The following is a 20,844-nucleotide window of genomic DNA, read 5'->3' as shown; positions in this document are numbered from 1 at the left end:
CTTCCGCCGCTGCACCCAGTTCCGCAACGTCTGTGCCTCATCAACGGACAAGGCCAACTCAGGCAGCTTCGGATTCGGCATGCCGCACCCTACAGCTGAACTCGAATTAACGACTCAGGACACTAGCCGAACGTGAACACCGCCTGCAGCACGTGCCTGCGCCGCCGCGCGAGGGCCATCAGCAGCTCGGGCGCTTCCTCCACCGGCACCACGTCCGTCACCACGTGCGCCAGGATCCCGGGCCCCTCGGTGCGCAGCAGGTCGATCGTCCGCGCCGACAGGCGCTCGCGGTCCCACGTGTGCGCCAGCCCCCGCGGCACGCGGCCGATCTGCGCGCACCGGATCGCCAGCCCGTTGTGGTGGAACTCCTCGCCGAGCCGCACCGCGTCCGCGCCGTCCTGGTAGAACGCCAGGTCGATCACCGTCCCCTGCGGTCGGGCCGCGCGCAGCGCCATCGCCAGGCTGGACGGCTGCCCCCGGCACTGGAACACCACGTCCGCGCCGCGGTCGCCCGGCCCGTGCCGCCACCGCGTCTTCAGCAGCACCGCCGGATCCACCGCCCCCGGATCGAGCGCCTCGATCCCGAACCGCTCCACGACGGCGCGCCGCTGCGGAGTCGGCTCCACCACGACGACCTCCTCGGCCCCGTGCCGCCGCGCGCACAACGCGGTCAGCAGCCCGACCACCCCCGCCCCGGTCACCACCACGCGCCGCTCGCGCACCCCGTCCGCCAGCGACCGCACGTCCGTGCCGTGCAGGTCGGCCGCCGCGTGCAGCAGCCCGTTCGCGCAGATCGGGCCCATGTGCGCGACGTAGATGCCGAGCAGCGGGTCCAGGTCGGCAGGCAGCCGCACCATCCGCTCCGACCGCGGGTCGGCGCGGTAGCCGTCGCGGTGCCCGTACGTCATGGCCAGCAGCTCGCCCTCGGCGAACGCCGGATCGCGGCTCGCGGTCACCCGCGCGACCTGCATGTACCCCCACCGCCGCACCGGGTAGCCCCGCTCCGGCCCGCGCGCGTCGAACAGGCCCAGCTCGGCGTCCCAGCCCGCGTGCAGGCTCGGGTGCGTGCCCTTGACGAAGCTCAGGTCCGTGCCCGCGGACAGTCCACTGTAGAGGGTGCGGACCTCGACGTCGCCGTCCGGCGCGGGTTCGCGGACCAGGCTCACCCGGCCCGGCCCGGTCACCACCAGCACCCGGTCCTCACCCATCGAGCCGCACCGGAATCCCGCGGGTGGCCGAGCGCGCGATCGCGTGGGCCAGCCGGTGGGTGCGCACCGCCTCCGCGTAGGAGGTCCGGACCCCCGCGGTGCGGCCCAGCACCGCGTCGACGAAGTCCCGGTCCGCCGCGCGCTTGGCGTCGTCCGGATCGACCCGCTGCACCTGCGCGCCGTCGCCGTCGCGGACCTCCAGGACGTCCTCGGCCACCGACAGGGCCAGCCCGTCGGCGAACACCTCCAGCCCGGCGCGGTGCTTCCACCCGAGCAGGCAGGTCGCCACGAGCGTCCCGACCCCGCCGTCGGCGAATCGCAGCGTCGCGACGGTGGCGCCGTCCACGTCGGCGTCCGGCGCGCTCGGCGGCGCCCCGTCGGCGACCGCGTGCACCTCGGTGACCTCGCCGGCCAGCAGACGCGCCAGGTCCAGCACGTGGATCGCCTGCTCGATCACCTGCCCGCCGGAGCTGTCCCGCCGCACCCACCACGGCACCGGCGGCACCCGGTCCAGCCACGCGCCGATCGCGAGCCGCACCGAGCGGCCGTCCAGCACCTCCCGCGCGCGCTCCACCGCCGCCGAGTAGCGCCAGTGGTGCCCGACCGAAGCGAGGACGCCGGCCCGGTCCAGCGCGGCGGCGACCCGGTCGGCCAGGTCGGTGTCCAGCGCGATCGGCTTCTCCACGAACATCGGGATCCCCGCCTCGGCGAGGGCTTCCTCGGCCGGGCCGTGCGCCATCGGCGGCACGCACACGTAGGCGGCGTCGATGCCGGAGTCGATCAGCTCCGGCACCCCGGGCACGGCCCGCGGGCCGAACGCCCGCGCCCGGTCCGGATCGAGGTCGGTGACGGCGACCAGCTCGACGTCGCCGAACCCGGCGAGCATGCGCGCGTGGCGGGCGGCCACCCCACCCGCGCCGACGAACCCGATCCGGCACCTCGTCACCATCGCTCCTCCACGCGGCCGGGTTCCCGCTGCCGAAGGAGTGAAACGGCGGTCAACGGGTGCGGCGGTTTCCGCTGTCCGGCAGCGGGTATCACGCTCGACTCGCGCGGAAGGGAACCCGAGATGACACGACAGCTCTCCCGGAGACTGGCCGACGGCCTCGGCGTCTTCAGCATCAGCCTCGGGACCGTGCAGCTCGCCGCGCCCGGCGCGGTCAACCGGCTGATCGGCGCGCGCGACGATCAGCGCACCCGCGCCCTGCAACGCTGGGCCGGTGGCGCGCGTGAACTGACCGCAGGCGTCGGGCTGGAGTCGCGGCGCAATCCGGCCGCCTGGTTGTGGACCAGGGTCGCCGGCGATGCGCTCGACCTGGGCCTGCTCGCCGCGCTGCGCAACCGCACCCGCGACACCGGCGCCCGGCGGCGCGCGACCGTGGCGACCGCCGCCGTGGCCGGGGTGGCCGTCGCCGACGTCGTCGCCGCCGTGATCACCAGCCGCAACGGCAACCGCGCGCCGGTCGAGGCCGCTGGCGCATCACGGTGAACCGGCCGGTCGCCGAGGTGTACGCGGCCTGGCGCGAGCTGGAGACCCTGCCGCGCGTCCTGAGCCACCTGGAGCCCGTGCGGCCACTGGGCGGATGTCGAGTGGGACGCCGAGATCACCAGCGAGGAGGCCGGCGAGCACCTCGATTGGCGGTCCGTGGGCGACGCGCCGGTGCGCAACTCCGGCCGCCTCGAGTTCCGCCCCGCGCCCGCCGACTCCATCCCGACCGAGTCGATGCAGGCGTCCGGCCCGCGCCCGCGGTGATCTCGTCCAGCGCGTCCAGCACCGGCGTTTCGGCGTAGTCGATCACGTCGGTGGCACCGGCCCGCTCCCGCGCCATGTCCAGCCGGTAGCCGAACCGGCCGAACGCGAGCTCACCCCGTAGCGGGCGACCAGCCCAGCTCGGGGCCGAGTTTGGTCGCGATGTCGGTCAGGATCTGCACGTAGTCGGCGTGCTCGAAGGTGAACGGCAGCGCGAAGGCGACCTCGTCGACCTCCCGGTAGGCGGCGTGCGCGTGCAGCCGCTCGGCGATCTCGGCGGACGTGCCGACCAGGTCGGGTGCGAACATCAACCGCGCCGGGCCCTGCGGCGTGGTGGTGCGGGGCATGCGGTTCGCCGCGTACTCGGCGTACTTCGCGCGCTGCTCTGCGGTGGCCGAGTCGGTCGGGATGACCACCAGGCCCTGCGACACCCGCGCCCGGTCGCCGTCGGGGTGGTGGGCGCGGAACGCGCGGATGAGGGCGAGCTGGATCTCGGCGAAGTCCGCCGCCTCCTCGGCCTTGACCACGCTGCTGGTCAGGAAGTTCATCCCGTTCTCACCCGCCCAGCGCGCCGAGCCGAGGCTGCCGCCGCCGTACCAGAGGCGGCGGCCCAGCCCGGGGGAGTGCGGCTGGACGCGGTCGGAGTACACCTCGAAGCCCTCGGTGCCGCGGAACGTGGTGACCGGCTCGCCGCGGATCGCGTCGAGCAGGCGGCGGACGCGCTGGTGGCTGAAGTCCTCGGCGTCGGCGGTGCCCGGGTAGAGGGCGTCCTTGACGTGCTCCCAGTGCGTCGGCGGGCCGGCGGACAGGCCCGGGTTGAGGCGGCCGCCGGAGAGGACGTCGACGGTGGCGAGGTCCTCGGCGAGGCGGAGCGGGTTCTCCCAGCCCAGCGGGATCACCGCGGTGCCCAGCTCGATGCGGCGCGTGCGCTGCGAGGCGGCGGCGAGGACCGCGACCGGCGAGGAGATGCCGTACTGCAGGTGCCGGTGCCGCACCCACGCGCTGTCGAAACCGAGCTGCTCACCCAGCTCGATGATGCCGAGCGTGCTTTCGTGGCCCGCGCGCGGGTCGGCTTCGTCGAACAGGCCGATGGTGAGGAAACCCAGTTTCCGCAGCGGTCGTGACACACGTCCTCCCGGGGTCCGTGATCACGATTCTGGCAGGACTTCCCGGGAGGGCGTGCCGTTCCCAAGGGGTGGGCGCTAGCTCGCGGCCAGCAGCTCGGGGGCCGGGGCGTAGGCGGCCAGCTCCTCGTGCAGGCCGGGCGCCTCCAGGACCTCCGGTTCCGGGCTGCCGGCGCACTCCCCGCCCAGCGCGCGCCGCACGAAGGCGGCCACCACCCGGGGCGCGGGCACGACCTGGCCGCCCAGGTAGCCGAGCACCAGCAGGTCCTCGCCGCAGCGGGCCTCCACCGCCACGGCCCAGCCGTAACGCTCGTCCCACAGCAGGGCCACGTCGCGCTCGGGGAACGCGGGGACGTGCCCGTCGATCGCGATGTAGGCGCCCAGCGGTGCCTCCAGTTGCACGCAGGAGCCCTGCCCGCTCAGGCCGAGCATGTCCTCGATCAGTTCGATGTACCGGCGCAGGCCCCGCGCCGTCCTGCTCTGCGGGTCCAGACCCGGGTTCGGGAACACCTGCCCTCACCTCCCGCGAATATCTATAGTGATGACTGTAGATTGAGTCAAGCAACTGAAGCAGATAGACTCGTCAAGTGGCTGTAGACAAGCTGGATGACGAGGACTACCCCGCCTGGACGATGGGGCAGGCGGCGGACGCGCTGGACGTGCAGCCGGCGTTCCTGCGCAGCCTCGACGCCGCCGAGGTCGTCCAGGCCCACCGCTCGTCGGGCGGCCACCGCCGCTACTCGCGCCGCCAGCTGCGGCTGGCCGCGCGGGTCCGCGAGCTGTTCGACGACGGGATGACCCTCGCGGCGGCGGAGCGGATCGTCCGGCTGGAGGACCAGCTGGCCGCCACGCGTGCCGAGAACGCGGAACTGCGGCGCCGGCTGGGCGAGAGGACCGATGGGACGGAGACCGAACAGGAGGTTTGAGGGATGGCGCTGGAAAACGTCTGGATCCGCACGCTGGGCGACGGGCTGGTCCGGGCCGATCAGATCATCGGGATCTCCAACCACCGCACCCCCTCCATGACGGGCAAGCCCGGGCGGTGGCTGCTGACGGTGGCCCTGCCCGTGGCGACGGGCAGCGGGAGCGCCGACGGCTGGGGGCTGACGAACCTGCACCGCACGCTGGTGCAGACGGACCAGGAGGTGGCCGGCGCGCCCGACCGCCTGGCGCGGCTGCTGGCCCAGCTGGCCGCGGTGGACACCGCGGGCGTCATCACGGCCACCCCCTGCGGCCCCGACCGCAGCGACGTGCGGTTCGAGTTCAGCCGTTTCGAGGGGGAGGCGGCGCCGGCAGCATCGGAGGCCCAGTCCGAGGCGGTACCGGAGGTGGTCGGGGTGCGCTGACGGGCTGGCCCGGGCGGCCCCGGCCGTTGCGCCCGGCGGGGAGCCTGCTGCGCGATGGTGCCGAAGAACCCGGCGTGCGCTGAGGCGCTTGCCAGGATTGCGGGCGCCTCGCGCTGCGGGGCGCCCCGCCGAATGGCCGGGCCTCGGCCCGTTGGGCCGCTGCGGAGAGGCGCGGATGCGCGGCGCTTGCCCGAACGGCCAACCCTGGCCGTGCGCGCGGCGGGCGGTTCCTGCTGCGCGGTGGGGTTGCTGGTGGTGCCGGAGGTAGCCGGGGTGCGCTGAGGCGCTGGCCCGGACTACGGGGCGCCCCGCGGTGCGGGACTTCCCGCCGAATGGCCGGGCCGGGCCTAGGCCCGCCGCTGTGCCGCTGCGGAGGCGCCGTGCCGCAAGTGCGCGGCGCTGCTCGACGGCCGGTCCCGGCCGTCGCGCGCGGGTGGGGTGCCTGCTGCGCGGTGTGCCGAGGTGGTCGGGGTGCGCTGAGGCCCTGGCCCGGACTACGGGGCGCCTCGCGGTGCGGGACTTCCCGCCGAATGGCCGGGCCGGGCCTAGGCCCGCCGCTGTGCCGCTGCGGAGGCGCCGTGCCGCGGATGCGCTGCGCTGCCCGAACGGCCGCCCCCGTCGCCCTCGTGCCAGTGGCATCCGAGCCGCCGCTAGGGCGCGAGCGCGCCCTAGCGGCGCCGCCCGGCGGGGCGCCCCTGCCGCTGGTGCATCGCCAGCCGCTGGGGCGCGCCTCAACCCGTGTCCTTGAGCGCCTCCGCCATCGACGGGTACACGTTCAGGAAATCCAGCAGATCCGTGAACGCCATGACCCGCCGCACGGCGTCCCCCGCCACCACCCGCAACTCCGCCGGCGCGGCCTCCCGGTGCGTGCCGGCCAGCAGCCCCAGCCCGCCCGAACTGATGAACCTCAGCTCGGACAGATCGAGCACCAGCAACCGCGGCCGGTCGACCAGCGCGAGCCGGATCAGGCGGCGCAGCTTGGGCAGCGTCGCGATGTCGAGTTCGCCCGTCGCGGTCAGTACGACGTCTCGTCCCCGGTGCTCGGCCGACACCGTCATCGCGTGCGCGGGTCCGGCCGGTGAACGGTCGCTGGGTGGTGCCATCCGCCCATCATGCATAAGGATCCGGAATCCGGCAGTGGTCCGGTTACCCCGCCGGGCGTCGGCGCGCGCGGCGTGTTTGCCGCGCAATCACCGGGGCAACTCCACCCGCCATTCGTGCGCGCCCGGCCCGGCATCGCCGATTTCCTTGTCCGGCAAGCGAATCCGGGCCCGCGTCCCCGGCGGCACGGTCACCGACAACCACATCCGTCCACCCCCCACCCGCCACGCGCTGCGAATCACGCCATAGGGGCTGTGGTGTTCGGCCTCGGCCCACCGCAACCCACCGCCCGGACACGGCTGCACGACGAAACGCCGGTACCCCGCCTCCGCCGCGCCGGGGTCGTCCGGCAACCGGATCCCGGCGACGTGCGTGTGCAGGAACGAGATCACCGCGCCCTTCCCGTAGTGGTTGAGCGAACCCCGCGCCCGCCCCGCGTCCACGCCGTCCCAGTACTCCCAGATCGTCGTCGCCCCGCGGTCGAGCATCCCGAGCCACGACGGCACGCCCCGCGCGAGCAGCACCCGGTACGCCTCGTCCACGTACCCGGCATCGGCCAGCACCGGCAACAGCAGCCCCGTGCTCAGAAACCCCGTGCCCACGCGATAACCGGCCCGCTCGACCAGCGAGACCAGCCGGGCCGCCACCGCCGCGCGCAGCGACGACGGCACCAGGCCGAACGCCAGCGCCCGCACGTGGTTCGCCTGCGTCGGCACCGCGATCGACCCGTCGGCGGCGAGGTATTCGCGCTGCCACGCCTCCCGCGCCCCGGCGGCGATCCGGCGGTAGCCGTCCGCGTCCTCACCCAGCAGGGTGGCGATCCGGCTCAGCAGATCCGCCGATCGGGCGAGGTACGCGGTGGCCACGATCCCGTGGTCCTCACCCGGATCGGGCGCCGGGGTCTCGCCCGGCTCCAGCCACTCCCCGAAGTGGAACCCGGTGTCCCACAGGTACTCCTCGTGCGGCGCGGGCGCGCCCCGCCGGTCCGGGTGCCGGTTCTCGCGGGCGGTCCGCGCGGCGAAACCGACCCACCGGCGCATCGAGCCGAACTGGCGGCGCAGCAGCTCCAGGTCGCCGTAGGCGCGCCACATCTCCCACGGCACGATCACCGACGCGTCGCCCCAGCCCGCGGAGCCGTCCATCGCGGTCCCGCCGGAGGGCTTCGGGGCGATCGTGGTGACCCGCCCGTCCGGCAGCTGGTCGGCCGCAAGGTCGCGCAGCCACTTGTCGCTGAACCCCGCGACGTCGTGGGTGAACGCCGCGGCCCCGGCGTAGACCTGCCAGTCCCCGGTGAACCCGGACCGCTCGCGCTGCGGGCAGTCGGTCGGCAGATCGCAGGCGTTCGCGAGGAAACTTCGCGTCGCCGCCTCGTGCAACGCGTTCAGGTCCTCGTCACCGCACCGGAACCACCCGGTGCGCCGCAGGTCGGTGTGCACGACGACGGCCGTCACGTCCTCGGCCCGGCCGTCGATCTGCACGTAGCGGAAGCCGTGGGTGGTGTGGCGCGGTTCGAACACCCCGCCGCCCTCGACGACGTCGACCTGGCCGGCGGGCAGCGGCTGCCGGGTCGCGAAGTCGAACGCCCGCAGGTGCCCGGTGTCCACCCGCCCGTCCGGGCCGAGGAACTCGCCGTGGGTGAGCGTGATCCGCCCGGGCGGCGCGGTCAGCCGGACCCACCCGTTGAGGTTGCGCCCGAAGTCGATCACCTGGCTCCCGCCGGCCCGGCGGACGCTCACCGGCGCCAGTTCGGCGGCCCGCCGCACCGGGGGCGCCACGGACAGCTCCAGCCGCGACCGGTCGTCGTAGAGGCCGCCACGCACCGGACGGGCCGCCGCCCACTCCGCGGTCGCGGGCCCGCGCGTCTGGCCGTCCATCAGGTCCGCCGTCATGCCCGACGGGCGGGACCGCCAGCCATCGCCGGTCACCACGGTCGCGCTGGTGCCGTCGGCCAGGGTGGCGTCGAGAGCGAGCAGCGCCGCGACGCGCGTGCCGAACCCGTCGGCGGTCCGCTCGAACCCGTGCCGCCCGCGGAACCAGCCATCCGACAGCAGGATGTCGACCGTGTTGACGCCCTCGCGCAGGTGCCCGGCGACGTCGTAGCGCTGCGCCTGCAACCGTGACCGGTAGGCCGTGAAGCCGGGCGTCAGCTCCTGGTCACCGACCCGGACACCGTTGATGAACAGCTCGTATACACCGTGTGCGGTGGCCCAGGCCGTCGCCTGCACCACCGCAGCGCCCAACGTGCACTCGGTATGCAAGTTGTATACAGGTCGCCGGCCGGGTGGTGGCACCGCGTCTTCGGCCGGCTCGATCCACTGCGCGGTGCCGAAGTCCGGCGCGGTCACGGTCCAGGGCGCGGGCGCCGACCAGCCGGACTCGCCCAGGTCCGTCCACACCCGCACCTGCCACTCGCTGCCAGGCACCCCGGCCGGGACACCCGCGTCGACCAGCACGGAACGGCCGTCCGCCCGCCGTCCGGACTCCCAGCTCACGCGTCCGTCGTGGACGATCCGGACGGCGTAGGCGTGCTGGACCGCCGCGTTCTCCGGCAGCCACCAGGACAGCCGGGGCCGCGGCACCCCGCAGGGCTGGCCGGGCGGGAGGTGTTCGAGCCGCAGCTCCGCGGGCTGGTTCATGGCCGGAACCGTAGCCGACAAAAACTGAGTCAACAAGGTTTTTGGCGGGCCGGGCTAGAGTGACCGCCGTGGGACGACGCAGGACCGGGAGCTACGCGGCGGGCCGGGAGCGCCGCGCGCGGATCGTGGCCGCGGCCGCCGAGCGCTTCGCCGAACGCGGCTACCACCGGGTCCCGCTGGCGCGCATCGCCGCCGACGTCGGCCTCACCGAGGGCGGCCTGCTCTACCACTTCCCGACGAAGAAGCACCTGCTGCACGCCGTGGCCGAGCACCGGATCGCCACCACCGCGCGCTGGTGGACGGAGCTGGACGCCGACGCGACCCTGGCCGACGTCCTGGCGGAGATGGTCGCCTCGACCGAACGGCACCTCGCGCAGCCGGGCCTGATCGAGCTGTTCGTGCTGTGCTCGGCCGAGGCGGCGGACGCCTCCAGCCCGGCGCACGCGGTGTTCGCCGCGCGCTACGCGGAGACCGTCGACGCGATCGCCGCCCTGTTCACCCGCTGCGCGGAGCGGGGGGAGCTGGCGCCCGGCACCGACTGCCGGGAGCTGGCCAGGGAGTGCGTCGCCGTCAGCGACGGGCTGCAGCTGCAGTGGGTCCTCGCCGACGGGGACCTCGACCTCGTGGGTGGCGTGCGCGCTCACCTGGCCCGGATCGCCGGCGCGGTGAGCACGACCTCGGTCTGAGCGCGGGCCAGGCCGGCCAGCGCGGTCACCGCGACCAGGCACACCCCGGCGGCGACGGCGAACGTGCCGAACACGGCGTGCGCGCCACCCGCCCCGATCGCCATGCCGCCCAGCGTCGGCCCGAAGAACGCGCCGATGAACGACGTCCCGTTGGACCAGCCCAGCGCGGCGGCGCGGGCGGGCGCCGGGAACACCGACGACGTCGTGGTGTGCACGAGGTTCATCGTCGAGTGGCCGCCGACGCCCATCGCGGCGATGCACACCGCGGCGGTCACCGGGCCGGTGGGCAGGACGAGCATCCCGGCCAGGCCCGCGATCGTGCAGGTGCCGGTGGCCACGGCGATCCGCGCGCTGCCGTGGCGGTCGGCGGCCCACGCGGTGACGAACGACCCGAGCACCGCGGCGCCGGTCAGCGCGAAGGTGAACAGCAGCGCGCTGCTCAGCGAGAACCCGAGGTCGATCATCGCCTGCGCGGCCCACACGTTGAGCCCCTGCCAGGCGACCATGTTCGCGATGACGGCGCCCGCGACGGCGAGCAGGATCCACTTGCCCCGCCCCGCGACCAGGGCGGCGAGCTTGCGCCGCCCGGTCCACGACTGGTCGGCCGCGGCCCGCGCGGGGTCGGCCGGGACCCGCAGCGGCGCGAGGACGGCGAAGATCAGCACGCTCAGCCCGGCGCCGACGAAGAACAGCGTCCGCCAGCCGAACGCGGGCAGCACCGGGATCGCGAGCAGCGCGGCGACCACCCCGCCGAGCGGGATGCCGGCCATCGTGATGGTCACGACCAGCGACGCGCGCCGGGCGGGGGCCTGGTCGCGGGCGATGGTCATCGCGGTGGTCAGCGCGGCGCCGACGCCGAGGCCGTTGAGCAGCCGGGCGAACGCGAGCATCGTGCCGCCGGTGGCGAGCGCGAAGGCCAGCGAGCCGAGGCCGAAGACCACGATGCCGGTGGCCAGGGTGGTCTTGGCGCTGGTGCGTTCGGCCAGCGCGGGGGCCAGGAGGGCGCCGAGCACCGCGCCGAGGTAGACGACGCCGCCGATGAGGCCGGTCTGGCCGTCGGTGATGCCGAGGGCGGGGTCGGCGAGCAGCAACGGCACGACCGAGCCGTAGACGATGAGGTTGTAGCCCTCGATGACGGTGACGATCATGCAGACGGCGACGACGAGTCGCCGGTGTGCCGCGGACGCCCCGGTGCGGGGCGAGTTGGCCAGCTTCATTGGTGTCCTCCGGGCGGGAGTGATGGCCGTCTCAGGGTGCGGTGGCGGGGGCCGCGGCAGAACGGGTTCGTCCCGGTTCCCGGGACAGCTCCGGTATCGGTGGTGCCACCGGTTCTGTCCGCGACCGGTCGCACTTTTCCTCCCGTGTCTCCAGTGAGGGAGAAGCCCATGCGCAGCCCGCCGGCGTCAAGCTCCCGAACGTGGCGTGGGGCAACGGTGCGTGCCGCGCGGACGGCACCTGGTTCGAGAACATGCTGACCGAGTGGACCTCGCACGGCTTCCTGGTCATCGCCAACGGCAGGGCCGGTGGTTTCGGCTCGACCACGTCGGACATGCTCACCGAGTGGGAGGTGGTCGCGGCACCTGGCGGCGCGGGGCCGGCCACCCCGCGCCGGTTCACGCTGGGGCCGGTGCGCCACCGGCGGGAGGCGGTCGCGCTGGCGTGGCCTGTGCGCCGCTCGGTCCGCGCGGTGTGTGCGCCATCGGCGGGAAGCGGCCGCCCCGTTCCGCGGCCGCCGCTCTGCGTGCCACCGGCCACAAGGCTCACCTGCCGAGCACGGCCGCCCCGGCGATCGCCGGGTTGACGCGCCGCAGGCCGTGGACCGCTGCTTCGAACTTGGTCGCGAAGGCCTGGCTCGGCATCACCACGGCGACCGCCTGCCACGTGCCGCCCGCGCCGAGCCGCGCCGTCGCCACCGCGGAGATCCCGCGGTCGTGCTCCTCCCGGTCCACCGCGACCCCGGCTCGCCGCACCCGCGCCAGCTCCGCCAGCAACGCGGTCCGTGACGTCACCGTCGCCGGGGTGAACCGGTCCAGGCGCTCCGGCAGCAGCTCCGCCACCCGCGCGTCCGGCAGCTGCGCCAGCAGCACCTTGCCGATGCAGCTGGCGTGCAGCGAGAAGCTCTTGCCGACCTGCGTCACCCCGCGCAACCGGGCCGGGGCGGCGATCTGGTCCACTACCACGACCTCCCGCCCGCTGAAGACGGCCAGCTCGACCCGCTCCTGCACCTCCCGCGCGAGCGCCACCAGGTCGGGCCGGGTGGCGGCCAGCAGCCGCAGGTGGCTGTTCATCCCGAACTTCAGCAGCGCCGGCCCGAGCACGTACCCGGGCCGGTCCGGCTCGCGGGAACGCACCACGTACAGCTCGCGCTCCAGGCTCTGCAGCACGCGGTGCACGGTGGAGCGGGGCAGCCCGGTGCGCACCGCCAGCTCGGTGACGGTCAGGCCGCACCGGCTCTCGGCGAGGGTGTCCAGGACGAGCGTGACGCGGGCGAGGTCGGCCATTTCACCGGGTCCAGGTCCGGGTCACGGTCAGTGACCGCACCCGCCACCCGTCCTCGGCGGCCAGCAGCGCGTACTCGCCCAGCGTGTGCAGTTCGGGATCCGGCCGCAGCACCCACCGGGTGTAGTGGGCCCGCGCCGACCACAACCCGTCACCGGCGGGTTCCACGATCAGGTTGCTCACGTCGTGCCGGTGCGGCGCCGGGTCCGTCCACAAGCGACCGAACAGCTCCCGCGCCCCGCCGGGATCCGCGCTGCGCGCCGCGGGGAACACCACCCGCGCCGCGCCCAGCAGGTCCACGACCGCGTCGACGTCCTTGCGATCGGCGATCTCGACGTAGGTGTGCAGCAGGTTGGCGATGTGGTGCCGGGCGGTCGCGCTCACGCCTGCCGGTCCCGCCAGGCCCGCACGTACGCGCGCCCGTAGTCGTTGCCGTGCGGCGTCCGCAGCACGGTGTGGATGTGGAACGGCTTCGGCGTGTCGTAGTCGAGGAAGACCCCGCAGTGGTGGTCCAGCTCGGCGATCACCACCGGCGACTGCACCCGGTAGTAGAACACGTCCCCGGGCTCGTGCCCGCCGATCCAGGAGAACCACGTCTCGTCCAGGAACGACCGCACCTCCCGCATCCGCGCCGCCCGCGGCCCCTCGGGCAGCAGCGACACGAACGACTCGACGATCGCCAGCACGAGCTCCCGCGCCGCGGCCGGAATCTCCGCGACCCGCACACCCTCGACCGGGATCACCCGGTTGTCCTGGAACGCGCCCGCGAGGTGCCGCTCGTCGCCGGGGTGCACCCGCCCGGGCGGCATCGCCGGGTCCACCATCCGCTCGTACACCACCGCGGCGCGCCGCTGGTCGTCCGGCAGCGCGGCCATCAGGTCGGTGCCGAGCCGGATCCGGTCGGTGTAGGCGGTGGTGCCGGCGTGCGGGCCCTCGTCGATCTCGTTCGGCTCGGCGCCGAGGAACACCGGGCTGACCACCATGCGCCCCGCCACCACCAGGCAGTTGACCGCGCAGTGGTGCCCGAACAGCTGCCAGCCCCACGGCTCCACCGGGTCCGGCTCGCCGTAGAGCGCGACGTTGTAGCTGAACTCGTTGAGGATGCTCGCCAGCCCGACGACCTCGCCGAGGAACCCGTTGATGCGCATCATGTCGTGCACCAGCCGGAAACCCTCCGGGCTCAGCGAGGCCCGCACCAGCTCCAGGGCCGCGCGCCGCACCTCGGGCGGCTGGAACTCCAGCCGGATCCCGGTGTCGAACTGCATGAACTCCGGGTTGGCCCAGGTCTGCCACTCGACCGCGTCCACGGCGTACCGCAGCTTGCCGCGGCTCTCCTCGTCCAGCGCCGCCTCCAGCGCGCGGGCGGCGGCGACCATCGCCTCCACCGGGGCCTCCTCACCGGGCCGGGCGGGCTCGAACGGGTGGACCTCCGGGCGGAGCGTGCCGTCCTCGGTGACGCCGCGGAACTCCTGCAGCTGCAACGGTTCCCAGCCGCGGATCAGGTCGCCGGTGAACGGGTCCTCCTTCGCGGCCTCCCGGTAGGTGTAGGCGTCCATCCCCTTGATGCCGGTGATGCGCGGGGAGTCCGGCGGGAACAGGTATCGGCGGAATTCGGCCGGGGCCACGGTGCCTCCTCAGTCGGTGGTGTTGTGCCGGGCGACGGCGGCGCGGACGGCCGCTTCGTCGCCCGAAGCGATGGCGTCGACCAGGTCGACGTGGACCCGCAGCCGCCGCGCCCGGTACGCCCCGGCGTCGGTGTCGCGCAGGTGCGGTGCGGTGGTGGACAGGTGCCCGAGCGTGCCCAGGTAGACCGCGCGGGCCATGGCGTTGGGGCACAGCGCGGCGATCTCCTCGTGCAGCGCCCAGTTCGCGCGGACGAATTCCTCCCACCCCGGCGCGGCGGCCATCGCGTCGAGGCGGGCGCGCAGGCGGGGGATGTCTTCGGCGGTGCGGCAGCGCGCGGCGCCGACGTCGATCAGCTCTTCGAGGTGGTTGCGCAGCTCGACGGCGTCGGCGACGGACGAGGGGTCCTCGCGGACGCCGAGCAGCGTGTGCCGCATCCGCACCACCGGGCCCTGGTCGGCGACGAACAGCCCGCCGCCGCGGCCCGGCCGGATCGCCAGCACGCCGCGGTCGCGCAGGAGCCGGATGGCCTCGCTGACGGTGGCCCTGGCCAGCCCCGACTCCCGGCGGATCTCGTCGATCGTGCCCACCGGGTCGCCCGGCGCGAGCCCCCGGATCCGCTCCTCGAGCAGGGCGGCGAGCTGCTCGGCGCGGGTGCGCCCGAGTCCGGTCAGGTTCGTCATGGTGCTATTCAACCATAAAGGTTCTAACCTTTAGGAAGTTTTCTGGAGCGAAGGAGCAACGATGCGGATCGTGGGAGTGGCGCGCGGCGCCGGCACCGAGGTCGGAAGCCTGGCGGAGGACGGGTCGGTGACCGTGATCGCCGGGCTGGAGGAGTTCTGGTCGGACCCGGAGGGCTTCCTGGCCCGGCCGCCGTCGGGCCAGACGCTGACGGACGTGCGGCTGGTGCCGCCCGTGCTGCCCGGGGCGCGGGTGATCTGCATCGGGCTGAACTACCTCGCGCACGTCGCCGAGGGCTCCTACCGCGACGCCGAGCTGCCCGAGTACCCGACGCTGTTCGCGCGCTGGACCCAGTCGCTGACCGTGGACGGCGCGGAGATCCCGGTCCCGGCCGACGAGGACGGGCTGGACTGGGAGGGGGAGATCGTCGCGTGGGTCGGCCGGACGCTGGTCGACGCCACGCCAGAGGAGGCGCTCGCCGCCGTGGCCGGGTACTCGGCGTTCAACGACGTCACCGCGCGGCGAGCGCAGAAGCTGACCTCGCAGTGGATCCTCGGCAAGAACGCCGACTCCTCCGGCCCGCTCGGCCCGATGGTCCCGGCCGCGGAGGTCGGGGACCTGCGGGACGGGCTGCGGGTGCGCACGCGGGTCAACGGCGAAACCGTGCAGGACGGCAACACCACCCAGATGGTGTACCCGGTCGGCGAGACGCTGGCGCACATCTCGCGGACCTTCACGGTCCGGCCCGGCGACCTGCTCGCCACCGGCACGCCGTCGGGCGTCGGGTACGCGCGCACGCCGCGGTGGCTGCTCCAGCCGGGTGACGTGGTCGAGGTCGAGGTCGACCGGCTGGGCGTGCTGCGCAACACGATCGTGGACGGCAAGCAGCGGCTGCTGTCCCGGGAACCGGGACGCGGAGGGGCCGCCTGACCCGGTCCCGCACCTATCTTCGCCCGGTCAGGCTAGGAGAGACCGGGAGGTCGACGTGGACTTCGACGTCGCAGTCATCGGCTACGGGCCGGTGGGCAAGCTGCTGGCGATCCAGCTGGGCCGTCGCGGGCACCGGGTGGTCGTCCTCGACCGCAACGAGGCCGACTACCCGCTGCCCCGCGCGGTGACGCACTGCTCGGACTTCGCGCGGATCCTGCAGTCGGTCGGGTTGCCGCCGTCGGCGATCCCGGACATCACCGAGCCCTACGACGACCTGTACGTGTGGCGCAACGGCGACGGCGAGACGCTGGTCGAGGTCGACTGGAGCGGGCGCGGCGAATCCGGCTGGTACAACACGTACTTCTTCAGCCAGCCCGCGCTGGAGGCCCGGCTGGACTCGATCATCCGCGGCCTGCCTGCGGTGCGGGTGCTGCGCGGCTGGGAGGCGACCGCCGTGGACGCGGCCACCGGGGCGGTCGAGGCGTGCCGGGGCGGCGAGCGCCTCGCGGTCTCGGCGTCCTGGGTGGTCGGCGCGGACGGGGCGAACAGCCGCGTCCGCGGGTGGGCCGGGATCGGCTGGCATGACGAGGGGTACTTCCACGACTGGCTGGTCGTCGACGTCAAACCCCGGCCGGGGCTGGAGTTCCCGCACATCGCCACGCAGTCCTGCGACGTGCGGCGGCCCTCGACCATGGTGCCGGGCGGACCCGGGCGGCGGCGGTGGGAGTTCATGCGGCTGCCGCACGAGTCCAAACAGGACCTGAATCGCGCGGAGAAGGCGTGGGAACTGCTGGCGCCGCACGGGATCACACCCGGGAACGCCGAGCTGGAGCGGCACTCGACCTACACCTTCCAGGCCGGCTGGGCTCAGCGGTGGCGGGCCGGCCGGGTGCTGCTGGCGGGGGACGCGGCGCACCTTATGCCGCCGTTCGCCGGGCAGGGGCTCGGCGCGGGGGTGCGGGACGTGATGAACCTCGGGTGGAAGCTGGACCTGGTGCTGCGCGGCCTGGCAGGGGCGGAGCTGCTGGACACCTACGGCAGCGAGCGGCTGCACCACGCTCGGGCGTTCGTGCGGTTCTCGGTGGAGCTGGGGAAGGTCATCTGCATCGCCGATCCGGCGGAGGCCGCGGAACGGGACCGCCGGATGATCGCGTCCCGGGCGGCCGGCGGCAAACCCCCGGCGCCACCGCGCCCGGGCCTGGGGCCGGGCCTGCACACCGGCGAGTCCGGCGGGATCCTGGCGCTGCAGGGCCGGGTGTCGGCCGGCGGGGTGACCGGGCTGTTCGACGACGTGTTCGGTGGCCCGGGTGCGCTGATCACCCGGGAACCGTGCTCGCCGGGCGGCTTGGCGGAGCTGGGGATTTCCGTGGTCGCGCTGGACGAAGTGACCGATGTGGACGGTACCTACACCCGGTGGTTGTCCGAACTGGACGCCCCGGCGGTGCTGATCCGGCCGGACTTCCACGTCTTCGGCGCGGGGGATCCCGCCTGGCTGGCGGGAGAGTTCATCGCCGCCGTTCAGGGCCGCCGCAGGCCCATGCCCCGCGAGATCGCCAGCGCCGTCGCGCGCACGACCTGCTCGTAGGCCTGCGGCCGCGCCGCTCCGGCCGGTACCACCACCGACACCGCCGCCACGAGCGTGCCCGTGTGGTCGTGGATCGGCGCGGCCACCGACGACACCGGCGCCGGCTTGCGGCGATCGAAGATCGCCACGCCCAGGCGCCGCGTGTCGGCCAGGCGGCGGCGCAGCTTGGCGCCTTCCGCGGGGGACAGCTCCGCGAACCGCTCCTCCAGCAGCTCCGGCGGCGCGCCCGACAGCAGCACGATCCCGACGCCGGTGTCGTGCAGGGGAAGCCGCCCGCCGACCCGGTAGGCGATCTCCACCGCCCCGCGCGTCGACAGCCGCTCCACCAGCAGCGCCTCGGCGCCGTCCCGCACCGCGAGCAGCACGTGCTGCCGCGTCACCTCGTGCAGGTCCTCCAGGTAGGGCAGCGCGACCTCCCGCAGCCCGTGGCTGCGCGGCGCGAGCGACGCGATCTCGAACAGCCGCAGGCCGATCACGTACCGGCCGCGCTCGTCCCGTTCCAGCGCGCCCCATTCCCGCAACCGGGCCGCCAGCCGCACCGCGGTGCTGCGCGGCACGCCCGCCCGGCGGCTCAGGTCCGCCAGGCCCAGCGCCCGGTGCTCCTCGTCGAACGCGGCCAGCAGCGACAGCGCCCGGTCCACCACCGGCGCGCCGCTCTTCGGTCGTTTGCCACGTCGCGCGACCGGGGTTTCGCCGTCCATCCATCGAGTCTGACAGACCCAACCAATGGAACGCTCGCTGTCCCGCCGTGATCGCCCGCCCGATACTGGGGCGCACCGGACCACCGCCGATCCGAACGAGGTGATCATGACCCGCCGCACCTTCGAGTACGCCGCGGTCCCGGGGTTCCGGCCGCTGCTGCTGGACCTCCACCGCGGGGACGCGCCCGGGCTCGCACCGCTGGTGGTGTTCGTGCACGGCGGCGGCTGGCGCGTCGGCAGCCGGGAGTCCTTCGGCCCGATGTTCGCGGACACCTCGCCCAGCCCGTTCGAGCGGCTCGCCGCCGCCGGGTTCGCCGTCACGAGCGTCGACTACCGGCTCACCGGCGAGGCGCCGTTCCCCGCCCAGCTCGACGACGTGTCCGCGGCCTTCGCCTGGCTGCGCGACCACGCCACCGAACTGGGCCTGGACACCGGCCGGATCGTCGTGTGGGGCGAGTCCGCGGGTGGGCACCTGGCCGCGCTGGCCGGGTTGCGGGAGCAGGGCGTGGTCGCGGTCGTGGACTGGTACGGTCCCGCCGATCTCACCGCGCTGGACACCGACCTGGCCGAGGCCGGCCTGGTCGCCGAGCCCGCGCCGGGATCCACCGAGGCCCGTGAGGCCCTGCTGCTCCGCGACGTCGCCCCCGCCGAGGCCAGCCCGGTCACCTACGTCCACAGTGGAGCGCCACCGTTCCTGCTGCTGCACGGGAAATCCGACCGGTTCGTGCCGTGCGCCCAGTCGCGGCGGCTGGCCGAGGCGCTCACCGCGGCCGGCGCCGACGTGGACCTGCGGCTGTTCGACGGCGCCGGCCACATGTGGCTCGGCAACCCCGGACTGGCCGCCACCGCCTTCGACCTCTCACTCGAATTCGCCCGTACTCACTGCTTTGGGGGACATGTTGCCTGAGCACTTTCCGGTTCTCATCGCGGGTGGTGGCCCGAGCGGGCTCGCCGTCGCGATCGAGCTGGGCCGCGCGGACATCCCGTGCCTGCTGGTCGAGCCCCGCGCGACCGTCACCGGGGACCGGCCGCGCGCCAAGACCACCAGTGCCCGCACGATGGAGCTGCTGCGCCGCTGGGGCCTGGCCGACCGGGTCCGCGCGGCCGCGCCGCTGCCGGTGTCGCACGCGCAGGACGTCGTGTTCTGCACCAGCCTCACCGGCCACGAGATCACCCGGTTCCCCCACGCGTTCGCGATGCACGCGGAGCGGCGGGACGAGTTCGCCGAAGGCGGGCAGCAGATCCCGCAGCCGATCGTCGAGGAGGTGCTGCGCGAGGCGGTCGCGGAACTGCCGTCGGTGCGGACGCTCTTCGGCTGGCGGATGGTGTCCGCCGAGGACGGTGCCGCCGGGGTGCGGGCCACGATCGCCGGGCCGGACGGCGCGGTCCGCGAGGTCACCGCGGAGTACCTGATCGGCTGCGACGGGGCCGGCGGGATCACGCGGGACGTGATCGGGGCGCGGTACTCCGGCGGCAGCGGTGAGCTGCCCAACCTGAACATCACCTTCCGCGCGCCCGCCCTGACCGACGAGACGGTGTGCGCGCGGGCGGTCCACTACTGGGTGCTCGGGGCCGAGTTCGGCGGGATCGCCGGGCGGATGGACACCGAAGGCACGTGGTGGGCGATCGCGCAGGGCGTGGACGTGCGGGACGGCGACGTCGACCCGGCCGCCCTGGTGCGGCGGCTGATCGGGGCGGACGTCGACGTCGAGGTGCAGGCCACCGACCCGTGGGTGGCGCGGATGCTGCTGGTGGATCGGTATCGGGGGGAGCGCACGTTCCTCGTCGGCGACGCGGCGCACCTGAACCCGCCGTGGGGCGGGCACGGGTACAACACGTGTGTCGGGGACGCGGTGAACCTGGCGTGGAAACTGGTCGCGGTGCTGCGCGGCTGGGCCGGCCCGGCGTTGCTGGACAGCTACGAACCGGAGCGGCGCCCGGTGGCGCGGCAGACGATCGCGGACGCGGCGGCGCAGGAGAACCACCTGGCGCGGGCGTTCGCGCACCCCGACATCGACGCCGCGACCCCGGCGGGCGTGGCGCGCCGGGCGGTGGTGGCCGAGGCGCTGTCGGCCAAGCGCGGCGAGTTCCACAGCCTCGGCCTGGTGCTCGGCTACCACTACGCCGGTTCCCCGATCGTGGTGGACGACGGCTCGCCGGTGCCCCCGCACGAGCCGCTGACCTACCACGGCTCGGCGCGTCCCGGAACGCGCCTGCCACACCGGTGGCTGCCGGACGGTTCGTCGCTGTTCGACCACCTCGGGCCGGGTTTCACCCTGCTGCGCCTGGAAACCGTGCCGATGGAGTCCTTTGTGGAGGCGGCGCGGGCCCGAGGTGTGCCGTTGACGGTGCTGGACCTGCCCGGCCTGCCCGGCAAGGACTCCTACGGCGCCCCGCTGCTGCTGATCCGCCCGGACCAGCACATCGCCTGGCGCGGCGATGACAGCACCGCGGCCGCCGAGATCCTGGACATCGCCCGCGGCGCGCACGCCGCCGTGGTCGCGTCCTGACCTTTCCCCGCTCCCCGTTTCAGTGTGGAGGCACCTTGAGCATCGAACCCGCCGCCGCGCGCGCCACCGGGACGGTGACCCTCCTCGCGCGGGTGTGCACGGATCAGATGTACGTTCCGTGCGCGGGCGTGTGGTCCCGGTCGTCTCACCGCGCGGGCGCAACTGCCGCGCGCGGCACCCGGGGCGCGGCCCGGGCCCGGCCGCGTGCGGCGGTGCGTGCTCAATCCGGACGCCCGCCGGCCGCGACGGCGGCCAGACGGGGCTCACCCAGCGTCGCGCGCGTTGCCGTCCTTGTCGGCGTGAGTGAGGTGTGCGTTCCGTGCGCGGGCGTGCGGTCCCGGTCGTCTCACCGCGCGGGCGCAACTGCCGCGCGCGGCACCCGGTGCGCGGCCCGGGCCCGGCCGCGTGCGGCGGTTCGATGCTCGTCCACCGCCCCGGATTCCCGCCCCATCCGTCCCCTCCTG

The 20,844-nt window shown here is 74.4% G+C and carries 20 protein-coding genes; 8 read left to right on the top strand and 12 right to left on the bottom strand.

Annotation, left to right across the window (positions count from 1 at the left end):
- Positions 1 to 122 precede the first annotated feature (122 nt).
- Both D0D15_RS31090 and D0D15_RS31085 read right to left on the bottom strand, forming a co-directional pair.
- Positions 123 to 1,208: a zinc-dependent alcohol dehydrogenase gene (locus tag D0D15_RS31090; protein WP_115944961.1), complete on the bottom strand. Its 1,086-nt coding sequence runs from the start codon at positions 1,206 to 1,208 to the stop codon at positions 123 to 125.
- Positions 1,201 to 2,157, bottom strand: coding sequence for a Gfo/Idh/MocA family protein (locus tag D0D15_RS31085; RefSeq protein ID WP_208646203.1), 957 nt, complete (start codon positions 2,155 to 2,157; stop codon positions 1,201 to 1,203). Before D0D15_RS31085 ends, D0D15_RS31090 begins: the two co-directional genes overlap by 8 nt.
- 120 nt (positions 2,158 to 2,277) lie before the next feature.
- Between D0D15_RS31085 and D0D15_RS31080 the strand changes: the two genes are divergently transcribed.
- Entirely contained in the window at positions 2,278 to 2,697 is a 420-nt protein-coding gene (locus tag D0D15_RS31080; RefSeq protein WP_094008502.1) for a hypothetical protein, read from the top strand.
- A 374-nt stretch (positions 2,698 to 3,071) separates the two neighbouring features.
- On the opposite strand, the gene D0D15_RS31075 is transcribed toward D0D15_RS31080, so the two are convergent.
- Positions 3,072 to 4,085: an LLM class flavin-dependent oxidoreductase gene (locus D0D15_RS31075; protein ID WP_094008503.1), complete on the bottom strand. Its 1,014-nt coding sequence runs from the start codon at positions 4,083 to 4,085 to the stop codon at positions 3,072 to 3,074.
- A gap of 75 nt (positions 4,086 to 4,160) precedes the next feature.
- Complete coding sequence (locus tag D0D15_RS31070; RefSeq protein WP_094008504.1) at positions 4,161 to 4,592, bottom strand: DUF6292 family protein; 432 nt, start codon at positions 4,590 to 4,592, stop codon at positions 4,161 to 4,163.
- 122 nt (positions 4,593 to 4,714) lie between these two features.
- Between D0D15_RS31070 and D0D15_RS31065 the strand changes: the two genes are divergently transcribed.
- Positions 4,715 to 5,008 (top strand): helix-turn-helix domain-containing protein, encoded by a 294-nt coding sequence (locus tag D0D15_RS31065; protein WP_094008505.1) that lies wholly within the window; start codon positions 4,715 to 4,717, stop codon positions 5,006 to 5,008.
- Positions 5,009 to 5,011: 3 nt separating this feature from the next.
- Complete coding sequence (locus D0D15_RS31060; RefSeq protein ID WP_094008506.1) at positions 5,012 to 5,428, top strand: hypothetical protein; 417 nt, start codon at positions 5,012 to 5,014, stop codon at positions 5,426 to 5,428.
- Positions 5,429 to 6,159: 731 nt separating this feature from the next.
- Here the strand turns inward: D0D15_RS31060 and D0D15_RS31055 are convergent.
- Positions 6,160 to 6,531 carry an STAS domain-containing protein gene (locus tag D0D15_RS31055; protein ID WP_167481589.1) on the bottom strand — a complete coding sequence of 124 codons (372 nt, stop codon included), beginning with the start codon at positions 6,529 to 6,531 and terminating at the stop codon, positions 6,160 to 6,162.
- 87 nt (positions 6,532 to 6,618) lie between these two features.
- A complete protein-coding gene (locus D0D15_RS31050; RefSeq protein ID WP_094008508.1) occupies positions 6,619 to 9,165 on the bottom strand; it encodes a family 78 glycoside hydrolase catalytic domain in 2,547 nt (848 codons plus the stop codon).
- Between the two features lie 68 nt (positions 9,166 to 9,233).
- On the opposite strand from D0D15_RS31050, the gene D0D15_RS31045 reads away from it, so the two are divergent.
- Entirely contained in the window at positions 9,234 to 9,851 is a 618-nt protein-coding gene (locus tag D0D15_RS31045) for a TetR/AcrR family transcriptional regulator (protein WP_094008516.1), read from the top strand.
- Here D0D15_RS31045 and D0D15_RS31040 read toward each other — a convergent pair.
- The 5 genes from D0D15_RS31040 to D0D15_RS31015 all read right to left on the bottom strand — a co-directional run bounded on the left by D0D15_RS31040 (position 9,806) and on the right by D0D15_RS31015 (position 14,656).
- On the bottom strand, positions 9,806 to 11,068 hold the full coding sequence (locus D0D15_RS31040) for an MFS transporter (RefSeq protein WP_198958373.1): 1,263 nt from the start codon (positions 11,066 to 11,068) through the stop codon (positions 9,806 to 9,808). The two genes, D0D15_RS31045 and D0D15_RS31040, sit on opposite strands and share 46 nt — an antisense overlap.
- Before the next feature lie 543 nt (positions 11,069 to 11,611).
- Positions 11,612 to 12,352: an IclR family transcriptional regulator gene (locus tag D0D15_RS31030; RefSeq protein ID WP_115944960.1), complete on the bottom strand. Its 741-nt coding sequence runs from the start codon at positions 12,350 to 12,352 to the stop codon at positions 11,612 to 11,614.
- Position 12,353: 1 nt separating this feature from the next.
- Entirely contained in the window at positions 12,354 to 12,734 is a 381-nt protein-coding gene (locus tag D0D15_RS31025; protein WP_198958374.1) for a nuclear transport factor 2 family protein, read from the bottom strand.
- Entirely contained in the window at positions 12,731 to 13,975 is a 1,245-nt protein-coding gene (locus tag D0D15_RS31020; protein WP_198958375.1) for a DUF3500 domain-containing protein, read from the bottom strand. Before D0D15_RS31020 ends, D0D15_RS31025 begins: the two co-directional genes overlap by 4 nt.
- Positions 13,976 to 13,984: 9 nt before the next feature.
- The gene (locus D0D15_RS31015; RefSeq protein ID WP_094008510.1) at positions 13,985 to 14,656 is read right to left on the bottom strand and encodes a FadR/GntR family transcriptional regulator; all 672 of its coding nucleotides are present in this window, start codon (positions 14,654 to 14,656) and stop codon (positions 13,985 to 13,987) included.
- A gap of 61 nt (positions 14,657 to 14,717) precedes the next feature.
- On the opposite strand from D0D15_RS31015, the gene D0D15_RS31010 reads away from it, so the two are divergent.
- Both D0D15_RS31010 and mhpA read left to right on the top strand, forming a co-directional pair.
- Positions 14,718 to 15,584, top strand: coding sequence for a fumarylacetoacetate hydrolase family protein (locus D0D15_RS31010; protein ID WP_094008511.1), 867 nt, complete (start codon positions 14,718 to 14,720; stop codon positions 15,582 to 15,584).
- 55 nt (positions 15,585 to 15,639) lie between these two features.
- A complete protein-coding gene (gene mhpA, locus D0D15_RS31005; protein WP_094008512.1) occupies positions 15,640 to 17,169 on the top strand; it encodes a bifunctional 3-(3-hydroxy-phenyl)propionate/3-hydroxycinnamic acid hydroxylase MhpA in 1,530 nt (509 codons plus the stop codon).
- On the opposite strand, the gene D0D15_RS31000 is transcribed toward mhpA, so the two are convergent.
- A complete protein-coding gene (locus D0D15_RS31000; RefSeq protein ID WP_094008513.1) occupies positions 17,103 to 17,870 on the bottom strand; it encodes an IclR family transcriptional regulator in 768 nt (255 codons plus the stop codon). The two genes, mhpA and D0D15_RS31000, sit on opposite strands and share 67 nt — an antisense overlap.
- Before the next feature lie 106 nt (positions 17,871 to 17,976).
- Between D0D15_RS31000 and D0D15_RS30995 the strand changes: the two genes are divergently transcribed.
- Both D0D15_RS30995 and D0D15_RS30990 read left to right on the top strand, forming a co-directional pair.
- Complete coding sequence (locus D0D15_RS30995) at positions 17,977 to 18,777, top strand: alpha/beta hydrolase (RefSeq protein WP_094008520.1); 801 nt, start codon at positions 17,977 to 17,979, stop codon at positions 18,775 to 18,777.
- Positions 18,767 to 20,380 carry an FAD-dependent monooxygenase gene (locus D0D15_RS30990; RefSeq protein ID WP_094008514.1) on the top strand — a complete coding sequence of 538 codons (1,614 nt, stop codon included), beginning with the start codon at positions 18,767 to 18,769 and terminating at the stop codon, positions 20,378 to 20,380. Before D0D15_RS30995 ends, D0D15_RS30990 begins: the two co-directional genes overlap by 11 nt.
- Positions 20,381 to 20,844 lie beyond the last annotated feature (464 nt).

The organism is Amycolatopsis thermalba, assembly GCF_003385215.1.
Taxonomy (GTDB): Bacteria; Actinomycetota; Actinomycetes; order Mycobacteriales; family Pseudonocardiaceae; genus Amycolatopsis_E; species Amycolatopsis_E thermalba.
This window is presented reverse-complemented; position numbering and strand designations above follow the sequence as displayed.